The sequence below is a fragment of the Streptococcus sp. DD13 genome, from assembly GCF_001578875.1.
Classification (GTDB): Bacteria; Bacillota; Bacilli; order Lactobacillales; family Streptococcaceae; genus Streptococcus.
In genome coordinates, this window is record NZ_KQ969506.1 from 368,734 (window position 1) to 393,401 (window position 24,668).

General features: G+C 41.5%; 25 protein-coding genes, 3 tRNA genes, 1 pseudogene and 1 other annotated feature. Of the genes and pseudogenes, 25 read left to right on the plus strand and 4 right to left on the minus strand.

Annotated elements, in window-relative coordinates; all coding sequences use genetic code 11:
- Positions 1–5 precede the first annotated feature (5 nt).
- The 3 genes from STRDD13_RS01580 to STRDD13_RS01590 are packed head-to-tail and all read right to left on the minus strand — an operon-like array spanning position 6 to position 2,338.
- Complete coding sequence (locus tag STRDD13_RS01580) at positions 6–416, minus strand: hypothetical protein (protein WP_067101004.1); 411 nt, start codon at positions 414–416, stop codon at positions 6–8.
- On the minus strand, positions 397–1,299 hold the full coding sequence (locus STRDD13_RS01585; RefSeq protein ID WP_067101007.1) for a phosphodiester glycosidase family protein: 903 nt from the start codon (positions 1,297–1,299) through the stop codon (positions 397–399). Before STRDD13_RS01585 ends, STRDD13_RS01580 begins: the two co-directional genes overlap by 20 nt.
- Positions 1,286–2,338, minus strand: coding sequence for a bifunctional glycosyltransferase family 2/GtrA family protein (locus tag STRDD13_RS01590; RefSeq protein WP_067101011.1), 1,053 nt, complete (start codon positions 2,336–2,338; stop codon positions 1,286–1,288). The genes STRDD13_RS01585 and STRDD13_RS01590 overlap by 14 nt, the downstream gene beginning before the upstream one ends.
- A gap of 438 nt (positions 2,339–2,776) precedes the next feature.
- Between STRDD13_RS01590 and lepA the strand changes: the two genes are divergently transcribed.
- From lepA to STRDD13_RS01610, 4 genes are all read left to right on the plus strand, one after another.
- The gene (gene lepA / locus STRDD13_RS01595) at positions 2,777–4,603 is read left to right on the plus strand and encodes a translation elongation factor 4 (RefSeq protein ID WP_197457136.1); all 1,827 of its coding nucleotides are present in this window, start codon (positions 2,777–2,779) and stop codon (positions 4,601–4,603) included.
- Between the two features lie 287 nt (positions 4,604–4,890).
- A complete protein-coding gene (locus STRDD13_RS01600) occupies positions 4,891–6,126 on the plus strand; it encodes an NAD/NADP-dependent octopine/nopaline dehydrogenase family protein (protein WP_067101015.1) in 1,236 nt (411 codons plus the stop codon).
- Positions 6,123–6,887, plus strand: a complete 765-nt coding sequence (locus STRDD13_RS01605) for an aspartate/glutamate racemase family protein (protein ID WP_231852538.1) — start codon at positions 6,123–6,125, stop codon at positions 6,885–6,887. The genes STRDD13_RS01600 and STRDD13_RS01605 overlap by 4 nt, the downstream gene beginning before the upstream one ends.
- A gap of 133 nt (positions 6,888–7,020) precedes the next feature.
- Entirely contained in the window at positions 7,021–7,515 is a 495-nt protein-coding gene (locus STRDD13_RS01610; RefSeq protein ID WP_067101018.1) for a YkgJ family cysteine cluster protein, read from the plus strand.
- A gap of 203 nt (positions 7,516–7,718) precedes the next feature.
- On the opposite strand, the gene STRDD13_RS01615 is transcribed toward STRDD13_RS01610, so the two are convergent.
- Positions 7,719–8,483 carry a DeoR/GlpR family DNA-binding transcription regulator gene (locus tag STRDD13_RS01615; RefSeq protein ID WP_067101021.1) on the minus strand — a complete coding sequence of 255 codons (765 nt, stop codon included), beginning with the start codon at positions 8,481–8,483 and terminating at the stop codon, positions 7,719–7,721.
- A 241-nt stretch (positions 8,484–8,724) separates the two neighbouring features.
- On the opposite strand from STRDD13_RS01615, the gene STRDD13_RS01620 reads away from it, so the two are divergent.
- The 21 genes and pseudogenes from STRDD13_RS01620 to STRDD13_RS01720 all read left to right on the plus strand — a co-directional run.
- Positions 8,725–10,059, plus strand: coding sequence for an alpha-L-fucosidase (locus STRDD13_RS01620; RefSeq protein ID WP_067103134.1), 1,335 nt, complete (start codon positions 8,725–8,727; stop codon positions 10,057–10,059).
- A gap of 206 nt (positions 10,060–10,265) precedes the next feature.
- Entirely contained in the window at positions 10,266–10,955 is a 690-nt protein-coding gene (locus STRDD13_RS01625; RefSeq protein WP_067103136.1) for a pyrimidine 5'-nucleotidase PynA, read from the plus strand.
- Positions 10,956–11,428: 473 nt separating this feature from the next.
- Complete coding sequence (locus STRDD13_RS01630; protein WP_067103138.1) at positions 11,429–12,655, plus strand: peptidoglycan bridge formation glycyltransferase FemA/FemB family protein; 1,227 nt, start codon at positions 11,429–11,431, stop codon at positions 12,653–12,655.
- A gap of 140 nt (positions 12,656–12,795) precedes the next feature.
- The gene (locus tag STRDD13_RS01635; RefSeq protein ID WP_067101025.1) at positions 12,796–13,818 is read left to right on the plus strand and encodes a branched-chain amino acid aminotransferase; all 1,023 of its coding nucleotides are present in this window, start codon (positions 12,796–12,798) and stop codon (positions 13,816–13,818) included.
- A 71-nt stretch (positions 13,819–13,889) separates the two neighbouring features.
- Positions 13,890–14,123, plus strand: a complete 234-nt coding sequence (locus tag STRDD13_RS01640; protein ID WP_067101028.1) for a DUF2969 domain-containing protein — start codon at positions 13,890–13,892, stop codon at positions 14,121–14,123.
- Between the two features lie 49 nt (positions 14,124–14,172).
- A tRNA-Tyr gene (locus STRDD13_RS01645) sits at positions 14,173–14,253 on the plus strand.
- Between the two features lie 10 nt (positions 14,254–14,263).
- A tRNA-Gln gene (locus tag STRDD13_RS01650) sits at positions 14,264–14,335 on the plus strand.
- A gap of 116 nt (positions 14,336–14,451) precedes the next feature.
- Positions 14,452–15,657 carry a 30S ribosomal protein S1 gene (gene rpsA / locus STRDD13_RS01655; protein ID WP_067101031.1) on the plus strand — a complete coding sequence of 402 codons (1,206 nt, stop codon included), beginning with the start codon at positions 14,452–14,454 and terminating at the stop codon, positions 15,655–15,657.
- A gap of 66 nt (positions 15,658–15,723) precedes the next feature.
- Positions 15,724–15,795, plus strand: a tRNA-Arg gene (locus STRDD13_RS01660).
- A 136-nt stretch (positions 15,796–15,931) separates the two neighbouring features.
- Positions 15,932–17,068 carry a cysteine desulfurase family protein gene (locus STRDD13_RS01665; protein WP_067101034.1) on the plus strand — a complete coding sequence of 379 codons (1,137 nt, stop codon included), beginning with the start codon at positions 15,932–15,934 and terminating at the stop codon, positions 17,066–17,068.
- 57 nt (positions 17,069–17,125) lie between these two features.
- Entirely contained in the window at positions 17,126–18,349 is a 1,224-nt protein-coding gene (gene thiI / locus STRDD13_RS01670) for a tRNA uracil 4-sulfurtransferase ThiI (RefSeq protein WP_067101037.1), read from the plus strand.
- A gap of 14 nt (positions 18,350–18,363) precedes the next feature.
- The gene (locus STRDD13_RS01675; RefSeq protein WP_067101040.1) at positions 18,364–18,903 is read left to right on the plus strand and encodes a GNAT family N-acetyltransferase; all 540 of its coding nucleotides are present in this window, start codon (positions 18,364–18,366) and stop codon (positions 18,901–18,903) included.
- 102 nt (positions 18,904–19,005) lie between these two features.
- Positions 19,006–19,076, plus strand: a sequence feature (ribosomal protein L21 leader region).
- A gap of 36 nt (positions 19,077–19,112) precedes the next feature.
- Entirely contained in the window at positions 19,113–19,427 is a 315-nt protein-coding gene (gene rplU, locus STRDD13_RS01680; RefSeq protein WP_067101043.1) for a 50S ribosomal protein L21, read from the plus strand.
- A gap of 48 nt (positions 19,428–19,475) precedes the next feature.
- On the plus strand, positions 19,476–19,769 hold the full coding sequence (gene rpmA / locus STRDD13_RS01685; RefSeq protein ID WP_018167286.1) for a 50S ribosomal protein L27: 294 nt from the start codon (positions 19,476–19,478) through the stop codon (positions 19,767–19,769).
- Between the two features lie 76 nt (positions 19,770–19,845).
- Positions 19,846–20,754: a LysR family transcriptional regulator gene (locus STRDD13_RS01690; RefSeq protein ID WP_067101046.1), complete on the plus strand. Its 909-nt coding sequence runs from the start codon at positions 19,846–19,848 to the stop codon at positions 20,752–20,754.
- Between the two features lie 6 nt (positions 20,755–20,760).
- Complete coding sequence (gene lspA / locus STRDD13_RS01695; RefSeq protein ID WP_067103140.1) at positions 20,761–21,228, plus strand: signal peptidase II; 468 nt, start codon at positions 20,761–20,763, stop codon at positions 21,226–21,228.
- On the plus strand, positions 21,212–22,108 hold the full coding sequence (locus STRDD13_RS01700) for an RluA family pseudouridine synthase (RefSeq protein WP_067101049.1): 897 nt from the start codon (positions 21,212–21,214) through the stop codon (positions 22,106–22,108). The genes lspA and STRDD13_RS01700 overlap by 17 nt, the downstream gene beginning before the upstream one ends.
- A gap of 105 nt (positions 22,109–22,213) precedes the next feature.
- Positions 22,214–22,552: a zinc ribbon domain-containing protein YjdM gene (locus STRDD13_RS01705; RefSeq protein ID WP_067101052.1), complete on the plus strand. Its 339-nt coding sequence runs from the start codon at positions 22,214–22,216 to the stop codon at positions 22,550–22,552.
- 65 nt (positions 22,553–22,617) lie between these two features.
- Positions 22,618–23,256 carry a Pr6Pr family membrane protein gene (locus STRDD13_RS01710; RefSeq protein WP_067103142.1) on the plus strand — a complete coding sequence of 213 codons (639 nt, stop codon included), beginning with the start codon at positions 22,618–22,620 and terminating at the stop codon, positions 23,254–23,256.
- 252 nt (positions 23,257–23,508) lie between these two features.
- Positions 23,509–24,036 carry a bifunctional pyr operon transcriptional regulator/uracil phosphoribosyltransferase PyrR gene (gene pyrR / locus STRDD13_RS01715; RefSeq protein WP_067101055.1) on the plus strand — a complete coding sequence of 176 codons (528 nt, stop codon included), beginning with the start codon at positions 23,509–23,511 and terminating at the stop codon, positions 24,034–24,036.
- A gap of 79 nt (positions 24,037–24,115) precedes the next feature.
- Positions 24,116–24,668: pseudogene (locus STRDD13_RS01720) on the plus strand (aspartate carbamoyltransferase); the annotation flags it as partial.

The following is a 24,668-nucleotide window of genomic DNA, read 5'->3' on the forward strand; positions in this document are numbered from 1 at the left end:
TTTTTTTAAGAGTTGTTTGACTTGGTCCAGACGCTTCTGATAAAAAATAAACTAATCAGAGAGAGGATAAGGAAGATTGCCCCTACGTAATAATAAGGGAGGTCAAGTGTGGTATAACGTCCTGAAAGATTGACGATTCCACGGTACAGCATTCCAACAGTGAGGGTTGCAAGGCCAGAATTCCATAAATTAAAGGTAATTCGAGAGAGATTAGGAATCAAAAGTTGGATGATTGAGAAGATGAGTCCACCAATCAAAGGAACAAGAAACAAGTAGTGCATGAAGAGGGATGTTTCTCCAAAACTAAAGGATTCGTAGATGCGACTTCCGATAAAAAGAAAGACCGTCACGAGAATATAAGTTATTAAGCTTTTTTTGAAGCGCTGTTTGTATGGATTAGTAACCGATGTAGACAATGTCGCTCACCGCCCTTTCTGAAATAGTACCATTCGTTGTTGGATTGTTGATAACCTGACCGTTGAAGTAAAGAGTAGAGGATCCTCCTCCATCAAGGTTATAAGCAGTCGTTGCACCGTAAGACTTCATTACTTCAGCCAGTTGGTACAAGGAGAGTCCTTCGCTTTCAGACGTACGACCATCCGAAACGACGATAATGTAATGATTGCTATCAATCATACCGATAGCTGTCCGAGGATTGGACGACATTGACTGACCGACTTCTGAGTTCGTATCTACAGCTATTTCTCCATTTTCAACTAATGCTGGTCCAAAGGCCAATAGATTCACTACACCATCGGACACTAGTTGATCTGCACTGATCTGATCTTCATAAATGATTTTGAAAGATCCATCTTTATAGATTGCTAAGTCCCCGTTGCTGGAATTTTCCCTTACGGTATCCCGATAGACGACCCCGTTTCGGATGACATAGCCGGATTCGTTTGCGCCGTAGTAGTCCCCGTTGACAGCTAGAATGGCATTGTTATTAGCAGCAGTGACAGAAGTTTTTGCTGTTACATTGGTTCCGTAAGTGTTTTGAGCCAGAGCGGTTTTGAGGTATTCGGGTGAAGAAACAGTGATATCCGCGATATAGACCTGAGTATTGGAAACTGTTTTTTCTGTTAAAGTGATCTGGATGTTCTCATCTTTGTAGCTAGTATCACTCGTCGTTGCATTTGCTGTCGCAGCTTTGGCAGTGCTGGAGTCGGTACTTGCTACTGATACAGTGGTAATGGCGTTTGAGAGAACAAATGTTTTTAACATACTATAACTAAAGGAACCACACAATAGAATACCGAAGCAAGTGGCATAAACATAAGATTTCTTAAAAATTTTCATGAGTTGGAGTTGGCCTTTCTTTAAAAATGATTTTCTTTTGTACCATCCAAGATACAAAGAATAAGAGGAGTCCGACGATGACTTTTACAATTAACAGATTGATGCCAAATATTGCGTAAAAGCCTCGAATGAGGAGGGTATCAAGTGCATAGAGTACGAAGGCAAGGGTGAAGTATCCTGTCCCTGTTTTAGCTAGGGAATCATTGTTCTTGAATACCAGACGTTTATTCGTCGTATAATTAAAGATTCCGCTAGCGATCCGTGCAATGGTATTGGCTAATAAAATACGAGAACCGATAGGGAAAGATGTCAAGGTTGCAAGACAAATAGCATAGACGAGGTAGTCTATCAGGAAACTCCCAACGGAGGATAAGGCGAATTTTAACATATTTTTGTAAATCATAAGCCCATCTTTGATTGGTCTGAAATGAGACCCTTCATTGTCATTGATATAAACTGTTTCGATTGGAACCTCAAGGATTGGATACTCTTTACATGCAGACAAAAGCATATTCATCTCGTATTCGTAGCGATTTCCCTCAACGCCTAAGAGAAAAGAAAGCATATTGGTGGTAAAGCCACGAAGCCCTGTTTGGGTATCTGTAATAGCAACTCCTGTTTGGAGTTTGAATAGTTTTCGGGTCAACTTATTTCCAAATGCTGAGCGCAAAGGGACTTTCCCAGTGAAATTTCGAGATCCGAGGACTAACGTATTTGGGTTGGATTGTGATGCATTGGCAACACGTAGGATATCAAAAATTTTGTGTTGGCCATCTGCGTCTGCCGTCACGACAGTTCCGAATTTTCCAGTAGACAGAATATAGCGAAATGCCGTTTTTAACGCATACCCTTTTCCTTGATTGGATTGATGGTGGATGACATGGGCATCCTGTTCAATCTGATCAAAAATGGTTCGTTTTTCTGCTGAGCTTCCATCATTTACTACAATGATGTCAAAGTTGCTTTTTTCTTTTATTTTTTGAATTAATTGTACCAGCTGTTTATCTGGTTCATATGCGGGGATGACAAGATAGTTCATAGTCTTTCCTCATTTCTTTGATGTGATGGTCTTAGTATATCGAGCCTTTCTTAAAACAAGCTGATATCAGTTTTCTTTAAGAAAAGTCCATAACGGATGAGGATGAAATGGAGTTGGACAGGAATAGGTGGGTGCGTGCTACTTGGCCTTAGTTTTGGCAAAAATTGGACAAATTTCGTCATAAAAATAGGAGTAGTGTTTGAACGATTCCGACAAAGATTCTTATCTCTAGAAAGACAAAGCGTCCTTGCAAAACTTTTCTGGGAATATAAGAGGAAAAGGAAAGTTTTCCCTTAAACTTTTGGTATAATAAGAAGATAAGACAGAGACTCTCCTACAGTTCGAAGCAAGGAGAGAAACAAGCCCTGTTCAGAATCAAAGGGTTGGAACAGGTTTTTACATGATAATGAATTAGAAGGACAGAGATTAGGAAATTATATGCCAACGATGAATGAACTCAAACAACGCCAGAAAAAGATTCGCAACTTTTCTATTATCGCTCATATTGACCACGGGAAGTCAACCCTGGCTGACCGGATTTTGGAGCAGACAGAGACCGTATCCAGTCGGGAGATGCAGGCCCAGCTCTTAGATTCCATGGATTTGGAGCGAGAGCGAGGAATTACCATCAAGCTAAATGCTGTTCAGCTCAACTACCAGGCAAAAGATGGTGAGACGTATATTTTTCATTTGATTGACACGCCGGGACACGTAGACTTTACCTATGAGGTGTCTCGCTCCTTAGCCGCCTGTGAGGGAGCAGTGCTGGTGGTGGATGCTGCCCAAGGGATTGAAGCCCAGACCTTAGCCAATGTTTACCTAGCCTTGGATAATGATTTAGAAATTCTTCCAGTTATCAATAAAATTGACCTTCCAGCAGCTGATCCAGAGCGGGTTCGGAACGAGATTGAAGAGGTGATTGGATTGGATGCTTCGGAGGCAGTTCTTGCCTCTGCTAAGGCAGGGATCGGGATTGAGGAGATCCTGGAGCAAATCGTGGAGAAAGTGCCTGCCCCAGGGGGAGATGTAGAAGCGCCTTTACAAGCCTTGATTTTCGACTCAGTTTACGATGCTTATCGTGGGGTTATCCTCCAGGTCCGCATCGTTAATGGGATGGTTAAGCCGGGTGACACGATTCAGATGATGTCCAACGGAAAGACCTTTGATGTGACAGAAGTTGGGATTTTCACGCCTAAGGCTGTGGGTCGCGATGTGCTAGCGACAGGAGATGTAGGTTATATCGCAGCCTCCATCAAAACGGTAGCTGATACTCGTGTGGGAGATACCATCACCCTAGCAGACAATCCAGCTAGCGAAGCTCTTCACGGTTATAAGCAAATGAATCCGATGGTCTTTGCGGGTCTTTACCCGATTGAGTCCAATAAGTACAATGACCTGCGGGAAGCCCTAGAAAAACTACAACTAAATGATGCTAGCTTGCAATTTGAACCGGAGACCTCACAAGCATTGGGCTTTGGCTTCCGTTGTGGATTCTTAGGACTTCTTCACATGGATGTCATTCAGGAACGATTGGAGCGAGAGTTTAACATTGACCTCATCATGACGGCACCGTCAGTAGTTTACCATGTCAATACTACGGACGGGGAGCAGGTAGAAGTCTCCAATCCGTCAGAGTTTCCTGATCCGACACGGATTGAGACCATCGAAGAACCTTATGTGAAGGCACAGATTATGGTACCCCAAGAGTTTGTGGGAGCTGTTATGGAGCTTGCTCAAAGGAAGCGTGGTGATTTTGTGACCATGGAGTACATTGACGATAATCGGGTCAATGTCATTTATCAAATCCCGTTAGCAGAAATCGTCTTTGACTTCTTTGACAAGCTCAAGTCTTCAACGCGAGGATATGCCTCTTTTGATTATGAATTATCAGAATACCGGCCTTCTAAACTCGTTAAGATGGATATCCTGCTCAATGGGGACAAAGTTGATGCTCTTAGCTTTATTGTGCATAAGGAATTTGCTTACGAGCGAGGCAAACTGATCGTAGACAAACTTAAGAAAATCATCCCCCGTCAACAGTTTGAAGTGCCTATCCAGGCTGCGATTGGTCAAAAGATTGTGGCGCGGACGGATATCAAGGCTCTTCGCAAGAATGTCCTAGCCAAATGTTATGGTGGAGATGTGTCTCGAAAGCGCAAACTCCTTGAAAAACAAAAAGCTGGTAAGAAACGGATGAAAGCTATCGGGTCAGTTGAAGTCCCACAAGAAGCCTTTCTCAGCGTCTTGTCCATGGACGAGGAATAAATGTCTCATTGGTTGAGAAGAGGGAGATTTTTCTGGAAATCATCATGATTCAAACTCTTGGGGAGATGTTTTTCTTCTTTATAAGAGATGAGAAGTATTTGGCGCCGGATGGAGTCTACTTTGAATAGTGACTTGAAAAATAAAATGAAAAAGACAGTTTGGGCTGTCTTTTTTTTGATAGTTTTTTTAAAAGAAGTCTTTTGAAATATATATTGGTGATGGCTTTCATTTTGTGTTACTTTAAAAAGAAAGCGTGTCATCACAAAATGATGAGAGAAGGAGAAATCATGACATTTGTTGAAGAATTAAAAGCTGCACCGATTGCGATTTTAGGGGCAGGAGCAGTAGGCAAGGCTGTCGGGGCAGATTCTGTATTAGCCGGAAACAAGGTCCACCTATATGAATTACCAGAGTTCGCACCTATTACCTTGAAAAATATTGAAAAAACTGGGATTACGCTCGGTGGAAAACAAAACAGTCTATACGGCTTTGAGCGCAGTGGACAAGCTTTCTTTGATCTCGTTACAACAGATATCGCTGAGGCTGTGAAAGGAGCAAAGATTATCATTGTCGGAGTTCCATCTCTAGCTCATGATAGCTTTTTCGAACGACTTATTCCTGTCCTTGAAGATGGGATGATTGTCCACATTATTCCGGACAACTTTGGAAGTCTCAAACTTCGTAAAAAAATGCGAGAATTAAACTGTGATAAGAATGTTATCGTAGGAGGATGGACAAGTGCTCCGTATGGTGCTCGCATTATCAAAGAAGGGGGTGTCTTGACATCCAAAATGGAACTGAAATACCGTGCTATCTCTCTTCGCGGGGCCAGTCTTCCTTCTACAGACCAAGAAGTTTTTCTTGAAAGTTCCAAAGCCATCGGAAGTTTTGATGCAATCACGGAGGGGGATGGCGTTTCTGGAGGGAAAACGGTTCTGGATATTGGCTTTTCAAATGTCAATCCGGTCCTGCATTGTCCGGGAACGATTCTTGGTGCGAGTGTCATGGAAAACTTTGGAAGAATTTTTGGTGGAAATGATAGATACCAGTATTCGATTTATTCGCATGCTTATAGTGAGTCTGTGGCTGAAGTTCAGTATGCGTTTTACCTGGAACAGGTTCAGCTGGCTGAAGCGATCGGTGTTGATCTTTTGCGCTATCCGAAGAAAAACTTCTTATCAAGAACAAGTATTTTGGGCCCAGAGTATATGGGAGATGATTGTATCGTTCCTTTTGATGAGCAATTTCCGATGGCCTATGGAACGGGTCCCTTCTCGATTCAGGACCGCTATGTGACAGAAGATGTACCGGTAGGCTGCCACCTCTATCATGAATTGGGTAAAAAATACGGTGTGCCAACGCCTGTCATTGATTCGATGATTACCCTAGGTTCTGTGATGACGGGACGGGATTTTTATCAATCCGGTCTAACTCTAGAGGATTTGGATTTAGCGCATTTAGACAAGGAACAAACGCTAGATTACTTGGAAAATGGACAGTTTATTGAAAAGAAAGGGTTATGATGCATTATAGAGGAAGTTTAGAAGGACCCCAACACTTAGCAAGGCGACATGAAGTCGCTCCTTCTCCCATTGCCGGGGTAGCCATTGGCATTATTACGATTGATTTTGATTATGTTAAGTTACCGGGAAATGTTGCGAATGCAACCACTTTTTCCTTTCCTGTAGCTTATGAGGTGATACAAATCGAGATCGAAGACTTGTTCCAAGGAAAACCTGAAATATTGAAGATCATACTTGCTGCCGCAAAGCGGTTGGAACAACAGGGTGTTCGGGCCATTGTTGGTGCATGTGGTTATTTTAATCATTTTCAGGAGCAGATTAAGGCAGCTGTTTCAGTCCCAGTCTATCTTTCTAGTGTCTTGCAACTTCCTCTTATTCAGATGGGCTTAAAAGAAGGACAAAAAACAGCTGTAGTGGTTGCCGATGGAGAAGGGGCGAATCGTGCATTTTTTGCGAAAGCAAAGGCTGATATAGATCAATTAATCGTACAAGAAGTAGGGACGCTTCCGTCTTTTGCCCCTATTCGGTACAACAAGACTTATTTGGATCATCAGGAATTGTCTGATGATTTGGTACGGATTTTAGTAGGGCTAAAAGAAGAACATCCTGAAATTGGAGCGATTTTACTGGAATGTAGTGACCTACCACCATATGCTACTGCCATCCAACGGGCAACAGGTCTACCAGTTTTTGATTTTGTGACTCTGATTAACTGGGTCTACAGTGGTCTCGTTAGACGTGATTTTTACGGGTATTTTTAAAGTGTAGCGATTGTCTCTAAGATTTTCTTTGATTGTTGAAAAGCTCTTACTTGTTCGATTCTTTTTTGAGTGATTTGCTAACTATGGCAGAGGCTGTGGTATAATAGCAGTAAACTTTTAGAAAGATAGAACGATGAAACAGGAAATCGATTTAGAATATTACCATCACTTGGCGCTCCAAAAACAAAAGGAACATCGAAAATTCTTAACCAGTTTAAAGAAAAAACCGCCCAAGAATTTAGATAAAATAGCCTTGGAAATTCATCAACAGGTTTTTCAAGAAATTGACTGTACAGCTTGTGCCAATTGTTGCAAGTCACTTGGTCCAGACTTCAAAGAAGCCGATATTGTACGAATTGCCAAGTATTTTAAAATGAAATTACCAGCTTTTGAAGCAGAATTTCTTCGGGTAGATGAGGACGGAGACAAGGTTTTTCAATCGATGCCCTGCCCCTTTTTAGGAGGAGATAATCTTTGCTCTATCTATGAAGTACGGCCCAAAGCTTGTCAGGCATTCCCTCATACGGACCGAAAGAAATTTTATCAAATCAATCACTTAACCATTAAAAATACCTTGACCTGTCCAGCCGCCTATCTGTTTGTAGAAAGACTAAGAAAGAAAGTGTAGGCTCTATCTGTCGCACGATGGACCACAGAAGAAGCCGGTTGCACAGTCCAATTCGATTCAAAGAAAAGCATGCCAAAATCACCTTGTTTGGATAAAGTCGGGGTGATTTTTGCATGCTTTTATTTGCAGAAATGATGATTGTGATCTTTATTTCGTATGGTCAAAAAAGATCAACAGATAGATTCAGGATCAAGTGCTTCATTTCAAGCCAGCCATTCGATGCCCAGCTCTTCCACGCTCGTCCATAAAGGGTCATCAGGATATTGGTCCGAAATAATTGTACGATAGTTTTCGAGAGGATCTAGCTTAAAGTAAGCTGTTTGATAAAATTTTGAATGATCAAGAAGTAAAATCACGTCCTTTGATCGAGCAAGCATATCTTTCTTTGAAAGTCCAAGTCTCATTGAAGCTTCGTAGACAAAATGGCAGTCGATACCACGTGCTGAAGAAAAAGCCAGATCAATTTTAAATTGATCCCAAAAAGAGCTGTCACCAGTAGGGGTTAAAACGGTTGCAGAATGCGGCTTAATTTGGCCACCTGTCAGAAATATTTTACTTGACGGGTGGGCATTGTCGGAGAGGTATTCTGCAATAGACAAGCCGTTTGTAAAGACAATGAGATTTTCAATTTTACAAATATAAGGGCAGAGTTCAAATACTGTCGTACTTGAATCAAGATAGAGACTGAGGCCAGGGCCGATAAAATCCTTGGCTATTGATGCAATATATTTTTTCTCTTTCTTATAGGTATTTTCCCGAAGGTGATAGGAAAGGTCAGTGCTTGTAAGGGATTGGAGGAGAACTTCTCCGTGTCGTCTTTTAAGAAGACCTTGTTCCTCCAGGTATATCAAGTCTCTCCTTAGAGTTGATGTACTGAGAAAGGTCATTTTTTCCAAGTCACGAATAGGAATTCGTTTCTTTTTCTTAACGAGTGCGATGATTTCTTCTCGCCGATCTTGTCGTGTCATAGTTCCCTTTCTTTGTAAGCGTTTTATTCTATTTTATCACAATCGCTTAGTTTGAACAATTCTTCATCTTTTTTTGAACCTTTTTCGATCTTGTGTTCATCACTTGCATATTTTATTTGTCAATTTACAATAAGTGTAGAGAACTAGTTACAAATATACCCTCCTGGTTTCATCTAGCTATCCAGACTAAAAGAGGAACCGAAAGTGAAGGGTAGGAGGATAAGGGGGATCAAGAATGACCATGGAACAGACTTTGGAGAGTATTTACCGCAGGACAAAATGGTTTCGAGACGCACGTTTTGGGATGTTTATCCATTGGGGCTTATATGCGATTCCTGGAAAAGGGGAATGGATTCGGAGCCATCAATCTTTAAGCATCGAAGATTACCAACCTTACTTTGAAGCTTTCAATCCAACCCATTACAACCCGAGGCAATGGGCAAAAGAAGCAAAGGCCGCGGGGATGAAATATATGGTATTAACTGCCAAGCACCATGACGGCTTTTGTCTGTTTGATTCAGCTTATACAGACTATAAAGCTACGAACACTAAGATTGGTCGTGATTTGGTCGCAGAGTTTGTGGAGGCAGTCCGAGCAGAAGGTCTCAAAGTCGGACTGTATTACAGCCTGCTTGATTGGCATCATCCAGACTATCCTAAGTATGGTGACCCGTATCATCCGATGAGAAACCATCCTGATTTTAAGGATGAAGACGTTGATTTCGACCATTATGTGAGCTATCTGCATCATCAAGTAGAAGAGCTTGTAACCAAGTATGGGAAATTGGATATCTTGTGGTTTGATTTTTCGTATGAAGGAAAGAAAGGGGAAGATTGGAGAGCGTCAGAACTCATACATATGGTCAGAAAATACCAACCAGATGTCCTTGTCGACAATCGCTTGGAAGCTTCTGGTGAAGGATTTGGCAGTCTCGTTACGGACCACATCCAGTCCTATTCAGGAGATTTTGTGAGTCCAGAGCAAATTTTACCCCATCAAGGCATTCGAAATTGTAAGGGAGATCTTGTACCTTGGGAACTTTGTCTGACCATGAACAATAGCTGGGCTTATAATCCGACAGACCTTGCCTATAAATCGCCAAAGACCTTTATTCGAAAGCTTGTGGAATGTGTCAGTAAAGGAGGGAATATGATTCTAAATGTTGGTCCAAACGCATTAGGAGAATTTCCAAAGGCTGCCCGCGAAATTTTGAAAGAAATTGGAATATGGCTGGAGCAGTATGGCGAAGCGATTTATGAGAATGGATTAGTGAATTTGCCTAAGCCTGAATGGGGTTACTATACGCAAAAAGGCAGCACAATTTATGCCCACGTCTTTGAACAACCGATTGGACCTTTGGCCTTACCAGGAATAACAGAAGCTGAAGTGAAAAGAATGTCCTTTCTTCATGATGGAAGTGAGGTATGTATTTCCAACAGTTGGACCACCACTACGTATCCGGATATGCTGTTTGCCCAGTATGGAGACGTTCCCCACTTTACCTATCCACTTCCAAATGAGATGGATTCTGTCATCAAAATCGAAAGAGGAATTGAAGGAGGACTCCCTGATTAGAAAGACTATCCTAAATGATTTTTCAAAGTTCATTTTTAGGATGAAAGCCTATTGGTGAGCTAGTTTAGAATAAGGAAAGTCCATCAAATTGTATATTGTTCGAATGCTACTGAAAAAAGACTATCCTAACTCCTCCTATGATATAATGAAATCATGAATACTTGGGAGGTCCTATCCCGATTGACCTGGAAAGGAAGAACATGACGGTGTCCTATAAATACTTGCTATTTGATCTAGACCATACTCTATTAGACTTTGATGCAGCTGAAGATATCGCTTTAACGCAACTTTTAAAGGAGCAAGGGGTGAGCGAGATTCAAGCTTATAAAGACTTCTATATCCCAATGAACAAAGGACTTTGGAGAGATTTAGAGCAAGGAAAAATACGTAAAAAAGACTTAGTCAATAGCCGCTTTGCTAGACTGTTTGCGCATTTTGGGATAGAAAAGGATGGGGTGGAGTTGGCTGAACGTTATCAAGACTTTCTATCATGCCAAGGTCAAACCTATCCAGGAGCCTCTAATCTTTTAGCAATCCTGAAAGAACAAGGATACGAATTATTTGCAGCGACTAACGGAATTGCAACGATTCAAAAAGGAAGGATTGCCAATTCTGACATTTCCTCTTATTTTAAGCAACTGTTTATCTCTGAAGAGTTAGGGAGCCAAAAGCCTCATCCCCTCTTTTATGAAAGATTGGCAATGTGTATTCCAGATTTTGACAAATCCTCTGCGCTCATGATTGGAGATTCTCTAACCGCGGATATAGCTGGGGGGAATCAAGCAGGGATTGATAGCGTCTGGTATAATCCCAATCATCTTCACAATACGAGTCAAGCCTTACCGACCTACCAAGTTGCAAGCTATGATGAACTTTTAAAACTACTGGCAAGTTAAACAATGAAATAAGAGGAGGCGAGTGGCGGAGCTTATATAGGAAAAAATCCTGACAATCCTCCCTTCTGTGGAAAACCATGAGAGGCTGGGACAAAAGTCCTAGCTTCTCAATTGTTTTTGGATTGTCGAGCAAGACGTAGTGGTTGAGTGGGCTCTACTAGGCTGATTTCATCAGCTTTTACAGCCCGACTCAACTGTGCGGAGGTGGGACGACGAAATCGAATTCGAACGAATGACCGATTTCTGTCCCACTCTCTTTTTGTCTTTTAAAGGATGGGAATCAAGTTGCTTCTGGCCTTTTTTGTATGCAGCTTATTCATTTTTTAGAAATAGAATAGTCTATTCCGAGCTAGAATAGAAAGTACCAGTCTGAACAAGATCCCTTCTTTGGTCAGGATAGGAAATGGATTCTACTTTTTATTCTGATGATTTTAAAGTATAATGAAAAGGATATTGATAGAGGAAGTGATACGATGATTATAAAAGAACTGAACAAAGAAACATTTCAACACTTACAAGACCAATACCCAGCCAGCAATTTTTTACAATCTGCTCAGATGATGACTGTCCAAGAAAGAACGAATCGCTTTTCTGCTGTAGAATCCCTAGGGATATACCGTGAAGGAGACCAGGAAATCATTGGTCAAGTCATTCTGGTGTATCGTAAACGCCATCGTTTCTTTACAGAAGCATTAGCCTTGCATGGACCTTTGATGGCCTTTGATAATCCCCAGCTTGTCACAGAAGTACTGCTTGCGATCGAAAGCTACCTCCGAAAGAAGAAGGTTGCGACATTTAGCTTTTATCCTTATGCGATTGAAACCGTTCGAACAGCAGATTTGGAGCCATTGTTGGACAATCAGCTCTCAGCAACCAGAGAAGCGATACAAGGGCTTGGCTATAAAGCTTCCTTTGATCCCATGCAATCCACGATTGTCAATACCATGTTTGTAAAGAATCTGTCCTCTTATTCTTCAGTTGAGGACATTCACGAAGCGTTTTCGCCTTCTTTGAAACGGGATTTAAAAAAGTTTTCAGCTTTGGCCGTTAAGGTTGAAGAATTACCGGACAATCGACTGGATGAATTTTACCAGATTTTACAGGAGACAGGAAAACGAAAGGGATTCGCTGTTCAAGAATTATCTTATTTTCAAAAAATAAAAGAATCATTTGGGAATCAAGCGAAATTTATGCTCGCCTACCTTGATTGTCAGGAATATCAAGACTATCTCAGTCAACAGATTGATCATTTTGAAACGTTGATTGATCAGTTAAAAAACGGTCTTCAAAAAAAGAGAACCAAAGGGCAGATTGCGGATGCTCAAGATCAGTTGAACTCCTATTATAAGCGAAAAGAACAATTTATAGCTATGGAGATAGAAGGAGACAAATTGCCCTTATCTTCTTATCTCTTCATCTGTACGGACAATGAAGTGGTGAGTTTCTCAGGGGGAAATGACGAACGTTATATGAATTTTGGTGGAGCGACCCTCTTGCATTGGGATATGATTCAGTTTGCCTTTCATCAAGGAGTGGAGCGATTTAATTTTTATGGCACTATTGAGACTGATGATGCGCGTAAAGGGCAGGGGAACTTCAATTTCAAACGACAATTTGGTGGCGAACTCCAAACGCTTCCTGGTCAGTTTACCAAGCATTTGAACAGATTCTATAGCCTAATCAGCAACATTCGTTCTTAGCAACTTGATTTTTTGCTTGTCCTCCTTTGTAGAATGGAAATAGAAAATTAAGAAAAACAAATTTTTAAAATTTTCTAAAAATTCCTTGAAATCCATCATAAAAAGAGGTAGAATAGGAAGCAATAAAAGGAGTTGACAGTATGACAGTAACAATTGATTGGGAAAACCTTGGTTTTTCATATATGAAATTACCCTTCCGATATTTGGCTCATTGGAAGGATGGCCAATGGCAAGAACAGGGGCTGACAGAAGATGCTACCCTTCATATCTCTGAGTCTTCCCCGGCGCTTCATTATGGTCAGCAGGCTTTTGAAGGATTGAAAGCTTATCGGACGAAAAATGGCTCGATTCAGCTGTTTCGCCCAGATCAAAATGCTGAACGTTTGCAACGTACAGCAAGACGCTTATTGATGCCAGAAGTTCCAACGGATCTATTTATCCGAGCAGCCAAAGAAGTTGTCAAGGCCAATGCGGACTATGTTCCTCCTTACGGTTCTGGAGGGACTCTTTATCTACGTCCCCTCTTGATTGGTGTAGGGGAAAATATTGGTGTTCATCCTGCAGATGAGTATATCTTCACGATTTTTGCGATGCCAGTAGGAAACTACTTTAAGGGTGGTCTGACACCAACAAATTTCCTCATTCAGGATGAGTACGACCGGGCTGCTCCAAATGGAACGGGTGCCGCCAAAGTTGGTGGAAATTATGCAGCCAGTCTGTTACCAGGGCATATCGCTCATGAGCGAAATTTTTCAGATGTGATCTATCTTGATCCTGCTACTCATACAAAGATTGAAGAAGTTGGTTCTGCAAACTTCTTTGGGATTACGCGTGATAATGTCTTTGTGACACCGATTAGTCCTTCGATTTTACCGTCTATTACAAAATATTCTCTCCTTTATTTAGCGGAGCATGAGTTAGGGATGGACGTCTTAGAGGGAGATGTTTTTGTAGACCAATTAGATCGATTTGCAGAAGCGGGAGCTTGTGGAACAGCAGCTGTTATTTCTCCTATTGGGGGAGTGCAACACGGTGATGATTTTCATGTCTTTTACAGTGAGACTGAGGTCGGACCAGTCACTCAGAAACTCTATGACCTCTTGACAGGAATTCAATTTGGAGACATTGAAGGTCCAGAAGGTTGGATTGTCAAAGTTGATTAAATGAACGGATGCGAATAAGCTTGTACTTGCAAGCTTATTTCATTTTGTGTAAAATGACAGGGAGGTGTAAAATGAGTAAAAAAGAAAAGAAAATTGAAATTCAGATTGTAGATGCACAAGTTGTCGTAGACGGTCAGACCTATGAGGGAGTTCAGTTAATCCTTGGGAAAAAAACCATAGGAGAGATAGCAGAGCTAGGAGAAGGTCGATTTGCGACCGTCAAAAATGAAAAAGCGGATGCTTTTTATAAGAAATTGGAACAGGCAGTTGCCTATCTCATAGAAAATTACAATTTAAATCATTAAAGTCTTGTCTAATAGGGATTATTGTGTTAAAATAATTTCTGTTAGTGTTGGAGAGATAGCGAAGAGGCTAAACGCGGCGGACTGTAAATCCGCTCCTTCGGGTTCGGGGGTTCGAATCCCTCTCTCTCCATTCATTACAGTGGGGTATAGCCAAGCGGTAAGGCAAGGGACTTTGACTCCCTCATGCGTTGGTTCGAATCCAGCTACCCCAGTTAAAGGTAGAGAATTTTTCTCACTCGTAAATGATAGTTTTGTTGTCCTTGCGTATGCCTTAAAAATTTATTTTATGTTGAGCCGAGGGGCTTGATTGTCGGAGGTTTTTTTTATAATGAACGAATTTGAAGATTTGTTGAACAGTGTAAGTGAAGTTGAACCAGGTGAGGTTGTGACGGCTGAGGTATTGACAGTTGATGCCAATCAAGCAAATGTTGCGATTTCTGGAACTGGTGTTGAGGGAGTTCTTACTCTTCGCGAACTGACAAACGATCGTGATGCAGATATCAACGACTTGGTAAAAGTTGGAGATAGCTTGGAATTGTTGGTACTTCGCCAAGTAGTTGGAAAAGACACTGATACTGTTACATATCTTGTTTCTAAAAAACGTTTGGAAGCACGCAAGGCTTGGGACAAATTAGTAGGTCGTGAAGGTGAAGTTGTAACTGTAAAAGTAACTCGCGCAGTTAAAGGTGGACTTTCTGTTGAATTTGAAGGTCTTCGCGGATTTATTCCAGCGTCTATGATTGACACTCGTTTCACTCGTAATACAGAGCGTTTTGTTGGTCAAGAATTTGAAGCAAAAATCAAAGAAGTAGACCCAGCAGAAAATCGCTTTATCCTTTCTCGCCGTGAAGTTATCGAAGAATCTGCAGCAGCAGCTCGTGCAGAAGTATTTGGTAAATTATCAGAAGGTGATGTTGTTACGGGTACAGTTGCTCGTATTACAAGCTTCGGTGCCTTTATCGATCTTGGTGGTGTTGATGGATTGGTTCACTTGACTGAATTGTCACATGAACGCAATGTTTCGCCAAAATCAGTTGTTACTGTTGGTGAAGAAGTAGAAGTAAAAGTTCTTGCCATTGATGAAGAAGCAGGCCGTGTATCTCTATCATTAAAGGCTACAACACCTGGACCATGGGATGGCGTTGAACAAAAACTTGCTGCTGGTGATGTAATCGAAGGCAAAGTGAAACGTTTGACTGACTTTGGTGCATTTGTTGAAGTATTGCCAGGAATTGATGGACTTGTTCACATCTCACAAATTTCACACAAGCGTGTTGAAAATCCAAAAGATGTACTTTCTGTAGGACAAGATGTTACTGTTAAAGTTCTTGAAGTAAATGCTGCTGATGAACGTGTTAGCCTCTCTATTAAAGCCTTGGAAGAACGTCCAGCACAAGCTGAAGGCGAAAACAACGAAGAAAAACGTCAATCTCGTCCACGTCGTCCACGTCGTCAAGAAAAACGTGACTATGAACTTCCAGAAACTCAAACTGGATTCTCAATGGCTGATTTGTTTGGCGATATTGAATTATAAACATCAATTGAAATCTCCTCGCCAATGAGGTGAGGAGTTTCGTATTATGTCTGCTTTGCAGACTAACCACCCTTAGTGTAATGGATATCACGTAAGATTCCGGTTCTTGAGATGGGAGTTCGATTCTCTCAGGGTGGATTTGCTTCGGCCACGTAAGTTGGCCTTTTTCTTTTGATAAAAGTCCAATCTATCGATAAATTGATTGCTATTTCAGTTATAGCGCAATGTTCTTGAAAGTGATAGAATAACTATAAGGTCTAGAGAAGGAAGAAATATGATTTATTTTGATAATGCCGCCACCACAAAAGTAGATTCACAAGTGTTAAAGACGTACACGGAAGTGGTCGAGAAGATTTGGGGCAATCCCTCCAGTCTACACCAGTTGGGGAGTCAAGCAAATAGGATTTTAGAAGCTTCTCGCAAGCAAATTGCAGCCTTACTGGATAAAGAAGCGGGAGAAATTTTTTTCACCTCAGGTGGAACGGAAGGGGATAACTGGGTCATCAAAGGGGTTGCCTTGGAAAAAGCCTATCTCGGAAAACACATCATCGTATCAGCGATTGAGCATCCTGCGGTTAAAGAGTCAGCGCTTTGGTTGGAAAGTCAAGGCTTCACTGTTGATTTTGCACCAGTGGACCAACATGGATTTGTCCAAGTAGGAGCTCTGGCTGACCTGATTCGTGAGGACACCACCTTGATTTCCATCATGGGGGCGAATAATGAAATCGGCTCTATCCAGCCTATCAAGGCTATTTCGGACTTGTTAGCTGATAAGCCAACAATTTCCTTTCATGTGGACGCGGTTCAAGCGATTGGAAAAGTTGCTTTGGATGAGTTTCTAACGGATCGAGTTGATTTTGCTACCTTTTCAGGACATAAATTTCATTCTGTCCGAGGTGTCGGTTTTGCCTATATTAAGGAGGGCAAAAAAATCACTCCTCTTCTTCATGGCGGAGGACAAGAATCAGATAAGCGCTCCACCACAGAAAATGTAGCGGGGATTGCAGCGACAGCAAAAGCTCTACGTCTTCTATTGGATCGCTTTGATAGGAGTCAAGAGCGGCTGCTTGCCATGAAACAAATCTTGTTAAGCTCTCTCTCGAGCTATGAAGACGTGACGATCTTTTCTGATACGGAGAATTTTGTTCCTAACATACTAACTTTTGGCATCAAAAATATCCGGGGAGAGGTCCTGGTTCATGCCTTTGAAGAGCATGAGATTTTCATTTCAACGACATCGGCTTGTTCCTCTAAAGCTGGAAAGCCTGCGGGGACACTGATTGCCATGGGGATTCCTGAAAAAATTGCTCAAACAGCAGTTCGCATTAGCCTGGATGATGACAATGACATGGCTGAAGTAGAGCAGTTTTTAACGATATTCAAGCAAGTATACGAAAAGACGAAAAAGTGAGATAAAGAGTTGGAATCAAGTTGTTTAGAAGGATGATTCCTAGAAAGAAAATAAAAAATGACCTTAACCTATTCAGAAATTATGATTCGCTACGGAGAGTTGTCTACCAAGGGAAAAAACCGGATGCGTTTCATCAATAAACTAAAACACAATATCAAGGAAGCTCTAGTCCTTTATCCAAAGGTGACGGTAGCAGTGGACCGGGACCGGGGGCATGTTTACTTACATGGGCAAGATTATGCACCAGTCGCAGATTCCCTCAAAAAGATTTTTGGGATTCAAAATTTTGCCCCCTCCTATAAGGTCGAAAAGTCTGTACCAGCCCTGAAAAAAGCCGTGCAGGATATCATGATGGGGATTTATCAGGAAGGGATGACCTTTAAGGTATCAGCACGGCGCAGTGATCATTCTTTTGAGTTGGATAGCCGTGAGCTCAATCACGAGCTAGGCGGAGCTGTCTTTGATGTCCTTCCCAATATCCAAGCACAGATGAAATCTCCTGATATCACGCTGCGTGTAGAAATCCGAGAAGATGCGGCCTATATTTCCTATGAAGAAATTAAAGGGGCAGGTGGGTTACCTGTTGGAACTGCTGGCAAAGGTATGCTCATGTTATCGGGGGGGATAGATTCTCCTGTTGCAGGTTATTTGGCCCTTAAGCGGGGAGTGGATATTGAAGCAGTCCACTTTGCTAGTCCGCCTTATACCAGTCCTGGGGCTCTCAAGAAAGCTCAAGATTTGACACGGAAATTAACTGCCTTTGGTGGGAACATCCAGTTTATCGAAGTGCCGTTTACCGAGATTCAAGAGGAAATCAAAGCCAAGGCACCCGAAGCTTATCTGATGACCCTCACCCGTCGCTTTATGATGCGAATTACTGACCGTATCCGTGAAGAGCGACATGGTCTGGTCATTGTCAATGGGGAAAGTCTTGGTCAGGTAGCCAGTCAGACCCTGGAATCGATGCAGGCTATTAATGCGGTGACCTCAACCCCTATCATTCGACCAGTTGTGACTATGGATAAGTTGGAAATTATCGACATTGCAGAAAAAATTGATACCTTTGCCATTTCGATTCAACCGTTTGAAGACTGCTGTACGATTTTTGCTCCTGATCGGCCCAAAACCAATCCGAAACTGAAAAACGTCCTGCAATATGAAGAACGATTAGACGTAGATGGTCTGGTAGAACGGGCGGTTGCAGGGATTCTTGTCACTGAAATTAGTCCTAAAGAAGAACGGGCAGATGAAGTGGATGTCCTGATTGAGGATTTGTTATAGCAAGAGGAAAGACAGTGGAAATTAGGAGGCAGAAAGTAGGCTTATTTTCAAAGACCTATCGGGAAGTTAGAGAGGTGTACCTGCGTTCTTTTCCAGCTCATGAACGCTTGCCTTATTTCCCTTTGGTGGTAAATAGCTGGCGAAAAATAGCCAATTTCTATGCGTATTATAATCATGAAGAGTTTGTTGGATTTGCCTATGTTCTCTCCACGACCGAAGCTTATTTTATCTTATTCTTGGCAGTAAACGATCTTGTGCATTCCAAAGGATATGGTTCAAAAATATTACAAGACTTGAGACAAGATGCAGGAAAGCGGCCCATCATGCTTGCTATTGAGCCGATGAATGAAGAAGCTGCGAATCGGACACAACGGAAGAAACGTCTGGCGTTTTATGAGCGAAATGGTTTTGAGTTGACTCAGCATTTTTACTACGAAGGAAGCGAGCGTTATCAGATTATGTTAACCAATCCGAATAGTCCTCTAAGCCTATTTGAGAACATGATGCACCAAGCCTTTTGGAACCTGATCCCCATCAAGATGACTAGTGAGTAGACACATGTTTGAGGAAAGGTAAGTGATGTTTTTTGAAAAAAAGAGATGCTAAGGCTTGAAAAAAACAAGTAAGAATGGTATCATATTAACGTTGACTATGCACACCCTGTGCAACCGCACGACTACCGTTTAAGTGGTTTGCCCCACGGTACTAGGCGAGTCTTCACAAACATTATCGGGAAACCGAAACATTCCATAGGAGGTGCATAATGAGCACATACGCAATCATTAAAACTGGCGGAAAACAAGTAAAGGTTGAAGCTGGTCAAGCTATCTACGTTGAAAAATTGGACGCAGAAGCAGGACAAGAAGTAACATTTAACGAGGTTGTTCTTGTTGGTGGTGACAAGACTGTTGTCGGAACTCCACTTGTTGAAGGAGCTACTGTTGTTGGTACTGTTGAAAAACAAGGTAAACAGAAAAAGGTTGTAACCTACAAATACAAACCTAAAAAAGGTAGCCACCGCAAACAAGGTCACCGTCAACCTTACACTAAAGTTGTTATCTCAGCAATCAACGCCTAAGGCGTCGCTGGACAACTGTCATCATAGAATAAAATCGGAGGAATTCATATGTTAAACTTGAATCTTGCTCAATTAAACCTCTTCGCCCACAAAAAGGGTGGTGGTTCTACATCAAATGGTCGTGACTCTCAAGCAAAACGTCTTGGTGCCAAGGCAGCTGATGGCCAAACTGTATCAGGCGGTTCAATCCTTTACCGTCAACGTGGTACAAAAATCTACCCAGGTGCTAATGTAGGTCGTGGTGGAGATGATACCCTTTATGCTAAAGTCGAAGGTGTCGTACGCTTTGAACGTAAAGGTCGCGATAAAAAACAAGTTTCTGTTTACCCAATCGCAAAATAAGGTAAGAAGGCCTGCTTAGCAGGCTTTTTTGCTGTTTTTTTGGTATAATGGAGCTTAGAATGTACGAGGATTAGTTATGAATATTCAACAATTACGCTATGTTGTGGCCATTGCCAATAGTGGAACCTTTCGTGAAGCTGCTGAGAAAATGTATGTGTCTCAACCAAGTTTATCCATATCTGTACGTGATCTAGAAAAAGAACTGGGTTTTAAGATATTTAATCGAACAAGCTCGGGAACGTCTTTGACACGGAGAGGTTTAGAATTTTATGAAAAAGCTCAAAATTTGGTAAAGGGTTTCGATACGTTTGAAAATCTTTATCTCCATGATGAAGAAGAGGCTGTCGAATTTTCCATTTCGAGTCAGCACTATGATTTTCTACCGCCTTTGATTACAGAATTTTCAAAAAGTCATCCTCAGTATCCTAATTTTCGGATATTTGAGTCTACGACTGTTCAGATTTTGGATGAGGTCGCTCAGGGACATAGTGAACTTGGCATTATTTATTTAAATGAGCGCAATACACGGGGGATCCAACAAAAGTTAGCGAAACTACGGTTAGAAGCTGTTTCTATGATTGAGTTCCAGACCCATATTTATCTTCGAACCAACCATCCGTTAACAAAGAAAAAAGTCATTGAACTTTCTGACTTAAAAGGATTACCGACGGTTCGTTTTACCCAAGAAAAGGATGAATATCTGTATTACTCAGAGAACTTTTTTGATACTTCAGATTCATCTGTGACGTTTGATGTGACGGATCGTGCGACTTTAAATGGCATATTAGAGCGAACGGATGCTTATGCAACTGGATCTGGTTTTTTAGATAGTGAAAGTGTCCATGGCATCACAGTTGTTCCGTTGAATGAACCAACAGGAAACGCGATGGTATATGTGAAACGAGAAGATGCGGAGCTAAGTCAATGTGCATTAGATTTTATTGAGGCGATGCAGGATTATTTTAATAGAAAGTCAAGTAAATAAAAGATGATAAAGAGAAAAATCGGATTTCCGGTCTTAATGGTTGGAATAGTCCTCTTGGATCAACTGGTGAAGTGGTATGTGGTGTCCAATATTCCTATAAATGAAAGTCGACCTTTTATTCCGCATATTCTCAGTCTTAGTTATTTAAGAAATTATGGAGCCGCGTATTCCTTGTTGCAAAATCAGCAATTTTTATTCCTAGTCCTCACTTTCTTGCTGATACCGGCTTTCATCTTTTTATTTGTGAAACGGATCAAGGGGAACTTACCAATCCTTTTTGCCCTATCTTTTCTCATTGCTGGTGGTATCGGTAATTTTATCGATCGGATGAGATGGGGGTATGTTGTCGATATGTTTCAAACAGAATTTATTAATTTTCCCGTGTTTAATGTCGCGGACTCCTTTTTAACGATTGGTGTAATTTGGCTGATGGTGACACTTTTTATGGAAGAAAAAAATGCAAGTAACAATTAAGATTGATGGGATTCGATTAGATAAGGCCTTAGCAGACTATTCAGAATTGACAAGATCCCAGGCAAATGAACAAATCAAATCTGGCCAAGTCATGGTCAATGGCCAAGTGAAAAAGGCCAAATACAAGGTGCAAGCTGGTGATGTGATTTCCTATGAAAAAATAGAAACCGTCGAGGTAGATATACAAGCTGAGGATACCCCCTTAGACATTCTCTATCAAGATGAGGATGTAGCTATCGTGAATAAGCCACAAGGGATGGTCGTTCATCCTTCAGCCGGTCATCCTTCAGGAACCTTGGTCAATGCTCTCTTGTTTCATCTGAGTGATCTTTCTGGCATTAATGGAGAGTTGCGACCTGGAATTGTCCACCGGATTGATAAAGATACATCGGGACTGCTGATGATTGCTAAAAATGATCAGGCGCACCAATTTTTAGCGGATGAACTCAAGGAAAGAAAATCGCTTCGCAAATATGTGGCGATTGTTCACGGGAATTTGCCCAATGATCGGGGAGTAATCGAGGCTCCGATCGGTCGTTCAGAGAAAAATCGTAAAAAACAAGCCGTAACGGCAAGTGGGAAGCCTGCTCTCACGAGATTTAAAGTGCTAGAGCGGTTTGAGGGCTATAGTCTTGTAGAGTTGCAGCTTGAAACGGGGCGTACGCATCAAATTCGTGTCCACATGGCTTATATCGGACACCCCCTTGCTGGGGATCCGGTGTATGGGCCGAAGAAAACCTTAAAAGGGCACGGTCAGTTTCTTCATGCGCAAACCCTTGGATTTACCCATCCGAAAACAAAAGAAATTCTCGAATTTAGTGTAGAACCACCAGAAATCTTTCAAACGACATTGGCCTCCTTGCGATCTAGACTAAAGTAAATTTTTTCTAGATTTGATGAAGAACTAATTGGAAGATGGAGCTTACCTTGCGAGAAGTGTGAATTCATGCTATACTGAATAAAATAAAATGAAAGGAGCTACAAAGTGGAACAATTGCCTAATTGCCCGAAATGTCAATCTGAGTACGTCTATGAAGATGGAGTGATGTTAATTTGTCCAGAGTGTGCTTATGAGTGGAATCCTGCGGAAGTAGCGAGCGAAGATGAAGGAATCGTAGCTGTCGATGCCAATGGAAATCGTTTAGCTGATGGAGATACCGTGACCTTGATTAAGGATTTGAAAGTCAAAGGGGCACCAAAAGACCTTAAACAAGGAACACGCGTGAAAAACATTCGAATTGTGGAAGGTGATCACAACATCGATTGTAAGATCGATGGATTTGGTGCTATGAAATTAAAATCTGAATTTGTAAAGAAAATATAAAGATGAGAGGTGTTTGGTCTGGTACACAGTATGTTGCTGGGTCAAGCCTTTTTTTGAGAGGAATTATGCAGAAACAAACGACTATTTTGATATCCCGCTGGATTATGATGCTGATCGCTCTTTTAGGGCCGATTCTCCAAGTCATCAAGTACAGTGTTGGGATGCTGACCTATTATACGACCTTATCGAATTTTTTAGTTGCAGGTTTTTCTGTCTATCTGGTCTGGGCTATGCAGAAAGGTTTGGACCTACAGGAGGGGCGTTTATTACGGATTAAAGGGGCGGTTACCATGGCGATCATGATCACCTTTGTTATTTACCACATCATGTTGCGTCCACTGGCCACTGATTTTTGGAGGGTTGAAAATATCATTTGCCATTATATAACCCCTCTTTACTTCTTTTTCGATACTTTGTTATTCGATCGACAAAAGGCTTATCGCTGGTTTGACCCCTTCCTATGGACAAGTATCCCCTTAAGCTATTTTGCTTTTGCTTTATTAAATGGCTATCTACTTCATTTTCCGATCCCAAATGGGAAAGATGGTTATTTTGCCTATTATTTTTTAAATGCGCCAAAGTATGGTTGGGAGTTTGTCATTCGATCAGTCATCGTTATTTTTATCGCGTATGTACTGGCAGGATATGTCTTATATTTGCTAAAATCACTTGGAAGACGAAAACACATCCTGAACAAGCCTTGATTCTTCGGATTTTTAGCAAAAAACTAGTTTTTTAAAGAGGATTACAAAAGAATTTGCGTGTGATTCCGATAAATCCTTTTCATCTGGAAAAGCTTTTGGTATAATGAAAGTACAAATTAAATCCTTTAAGTATCTGTCCAGAGAGGCGGACAAGGAGTTTCACAGCCAAGACTAGGTTTTTTCCCATGCCTTCGTTTTACTGAAGTCTCCTTGTATAAAGGAGACTTTTTTTCTATATCAGGAGGATGTAAGATGAAATCAAAAGAAATCGTTGATGAAGTAACGATGAAGCGGGCCATCACCCGAATTACTTATGAAATTATTGAGCGCAATAAGGAATTAGACCGCATTGTATTGGCAGGAATCAAAACAAGAGGAGTATACATCGCAAAACGGATTCAAGAACGTTTGGAACAGCTAGAGGGAGTGCACCTTCCATTGGCAGAGTTGGACACGCGTTCTTTCCGGGATGATGTAAAAGCATCCGAGGATACGACGAATGTACCAGTTGATTTGACAGATTTAGATGTCGTTTTGGTTGACGATGTTCTTTATACAGGTCGGACCATTCGCGCCGCGATTGATAATGTGGTTTCACATGGACGTCCTGCGCGAGTAAGTCTTGCTGTCTTAGTGGACAGAGGTCACAGAGAATTACCGATTCGTCCAGACTATGTTGGAAAAAATATCCCGACGAGCCGCTCCGAAGAAATTACAGTAAAAATGACAGAAATTGATGGGTGTGATGGTGTCTATCTAGAGGCTAGTGAAAACGAATGAAGCAGATGGGATGATGAATCCAGTGTTGCATCAGTTAAAGAGAAGCGAAGGTTCTGTCAGATAAACAAAGGAGGATTGAATGATTTCCGAAAATGGACAAGTTGTATTGAAGCACTTAGTCACTATGGAAGATTTGTCAAAGGAAGAAGTGCTTGGATTGGTCCGACGAGGTGTAGAGTGGAAGCAGCATAAAGATACCGTACAAAGAGATTCACAACTATTTGTAGCAAATTTATTCTTTGAAAATTCAACACGAACTCATAAGTCTTTTGAAATGGCGGAAAAGAAGTTGGGATTAGAGACGATTGAATTCGATGCAGGAACGAGTTCGGTTAACAAAGGAGAAAGTCTCTATGATACGATTTTGACCATGGGCGCGATTGGTGTGGACGTTTGTGTCATTCGCCATCCAGAAGAGGAGTATTATACATCCTTGATTGAGAGTCCGACCATTACGGCTTCCATCGTCAATGGGGGAGATGGATCCGGTCAACATCCTAGCCAATCCCTACTTGATTTGATGACAATTTACGAGGAATTCGGACAATTCGATGGACTTAAGGTAGCCATTGCGGGAGATATTTCCCATTCGCGGGTGGCTCGATCGAATATGCAGATTTTAAAGAGACTTG

Excerpts from the sequence above, each read along its gene's own strand:
- STRDD13_RS01585 (WP_067101007.1), bottom strand. The coding sequence starts at position 1,299 with ATGAAAATTTTTAAGAAATCTTATGTTTATGCCACTTGCTTCGGTATT.
- STRDD13_RS01590 (WP_067101011.1), bottom strand. The coding sequence starts at position 2,338 with ATGAACTATCTTGTCATCCCCGCATATGAACCAGATAAACAGCTGGTA.
- lepA (WP_197457136.1), top strand. The coding sequence starts at position 2,777 with ATGCCAACGATGAATGAACTCAAACAACGCCAGAAAAAGATTCGCAAC.
- STRDD13_RS01600 (WP_067101015.1), top strand. The coding sequence starts at position 4,891 with ATGACATTTGTTGAAGAATTAAAAGCTGCACCGATTGCGATTTTAGGG.
- STRDD13_RS01605 (WP_231852538.1), top strand. The coding sequence starts at position 6,123 with ATGATGCATTATAGAGGAAGTTTAGAAGGACCCCAACACTTAGCAAGG.
- STRDD13_RS01610 (WP_067101018.1), top strand. The coding sequence starts at position 7,021 with ATGAAACAGGAAATCGATTTAGAATATTACCATCACTTGGCGCTCCAA.
- STRDD13_RS01615 (WP_067101021.1), bottom strand. The coding sequence starts at position 8,483 with ATGACACGACAAGATCGGCGAGAAGAAATCATCGCACTCGTTAAGAAA.
- STRDD13_RS01620 (WP_067103134.1), top strand. The coding sequence starts at position 8,725 with ATGGAACAGACTTTGGAGAGTATTTACCGCAGGACAAAATGGTTTCGA.
- STRDD13_RS01630 (WP_067103138.1), top strand. The coding sequence starts at position 11,429 with ATGATTATAAAAGAACTGAACAAAGAAACATTTCAACACTTACAAGAC.
- STRDD13_RS01635 (WP_067101025.1), top strand. The coding sequence starts at position 12,796 with ATGACAGTAACAATTGATTGGGAAAACCTTGGTTTTTCATATATGAAA.
- STRDD13_RS01640 (WP_067101028.1), top strand. The coding sequence starts at position 13,890 with ATGAGTAAAAAAGAAAAGAAAATTGAAATTCAGATTGTAGATGCACAA.
- rpsA (WP_067101031.1), top strand. The coding sequence starts at position 14,452 with ATGAACGAATTTGAAGATTTGTTGAACAGTGTAAGTGAAGTTGAACCA.
- STRDD13_RS01665 (WP_067101034.1), top strand. The coding sequence starts at position 15,932 with ATGATTTATTTTGATAATGCCGCCACCACAAAAGTAGATTCACAAGTG.
- thiI (WP_067101037.1), top strand. The coding sequence starts at position 17,126 with ATGACCTTAACCTATTCAGAAATTATGATTCGCTACGGAGAGTTGTCT.
- rplU (WP_067101043.1), top strand. The coding sequence starts at position 19,113 with ATGAGCACATACGCAATCATTAAAACTGGCGGAAAACAAGTAAAGGTT.
- rpmA (WP_018167286.1), top strand. The coding sequence starts at position 19,476 with ATGTTAAACTTGAATCTTGCTCAATTAAACCTCTTCGCCCACAAAAAG.
- STRDD13_RS01690 (WP_067101046.1), top strand. The coding sequence starts at position 19,846 with ATGAATATTCAACAATTACGCTATGTTGTGGCCATTGCCAATAGTGGA.
- STRDD13_RS01700 (WP_067101049.1), top strand. The coding sequence starts at position 21,212 with ATGCAAGTAACAATTAAGATTGATGGGATTCGATTAGATAAGGCCTTA.
- STRDD13_RS01710 (WP_067103142.1), top strand. The coding sequence starts at position 22,618 with ATGCAGAAACAAACGACTATTTTGATATCCCGCTGGATTATGATGCTG.
- pyrR (WP_067101055.1), top strand. The coding sequence starts at position 23,509 with ATGAAATCAAAAGAAATCGTTGATGAAGTAACGATGAAGCGGGCCATC.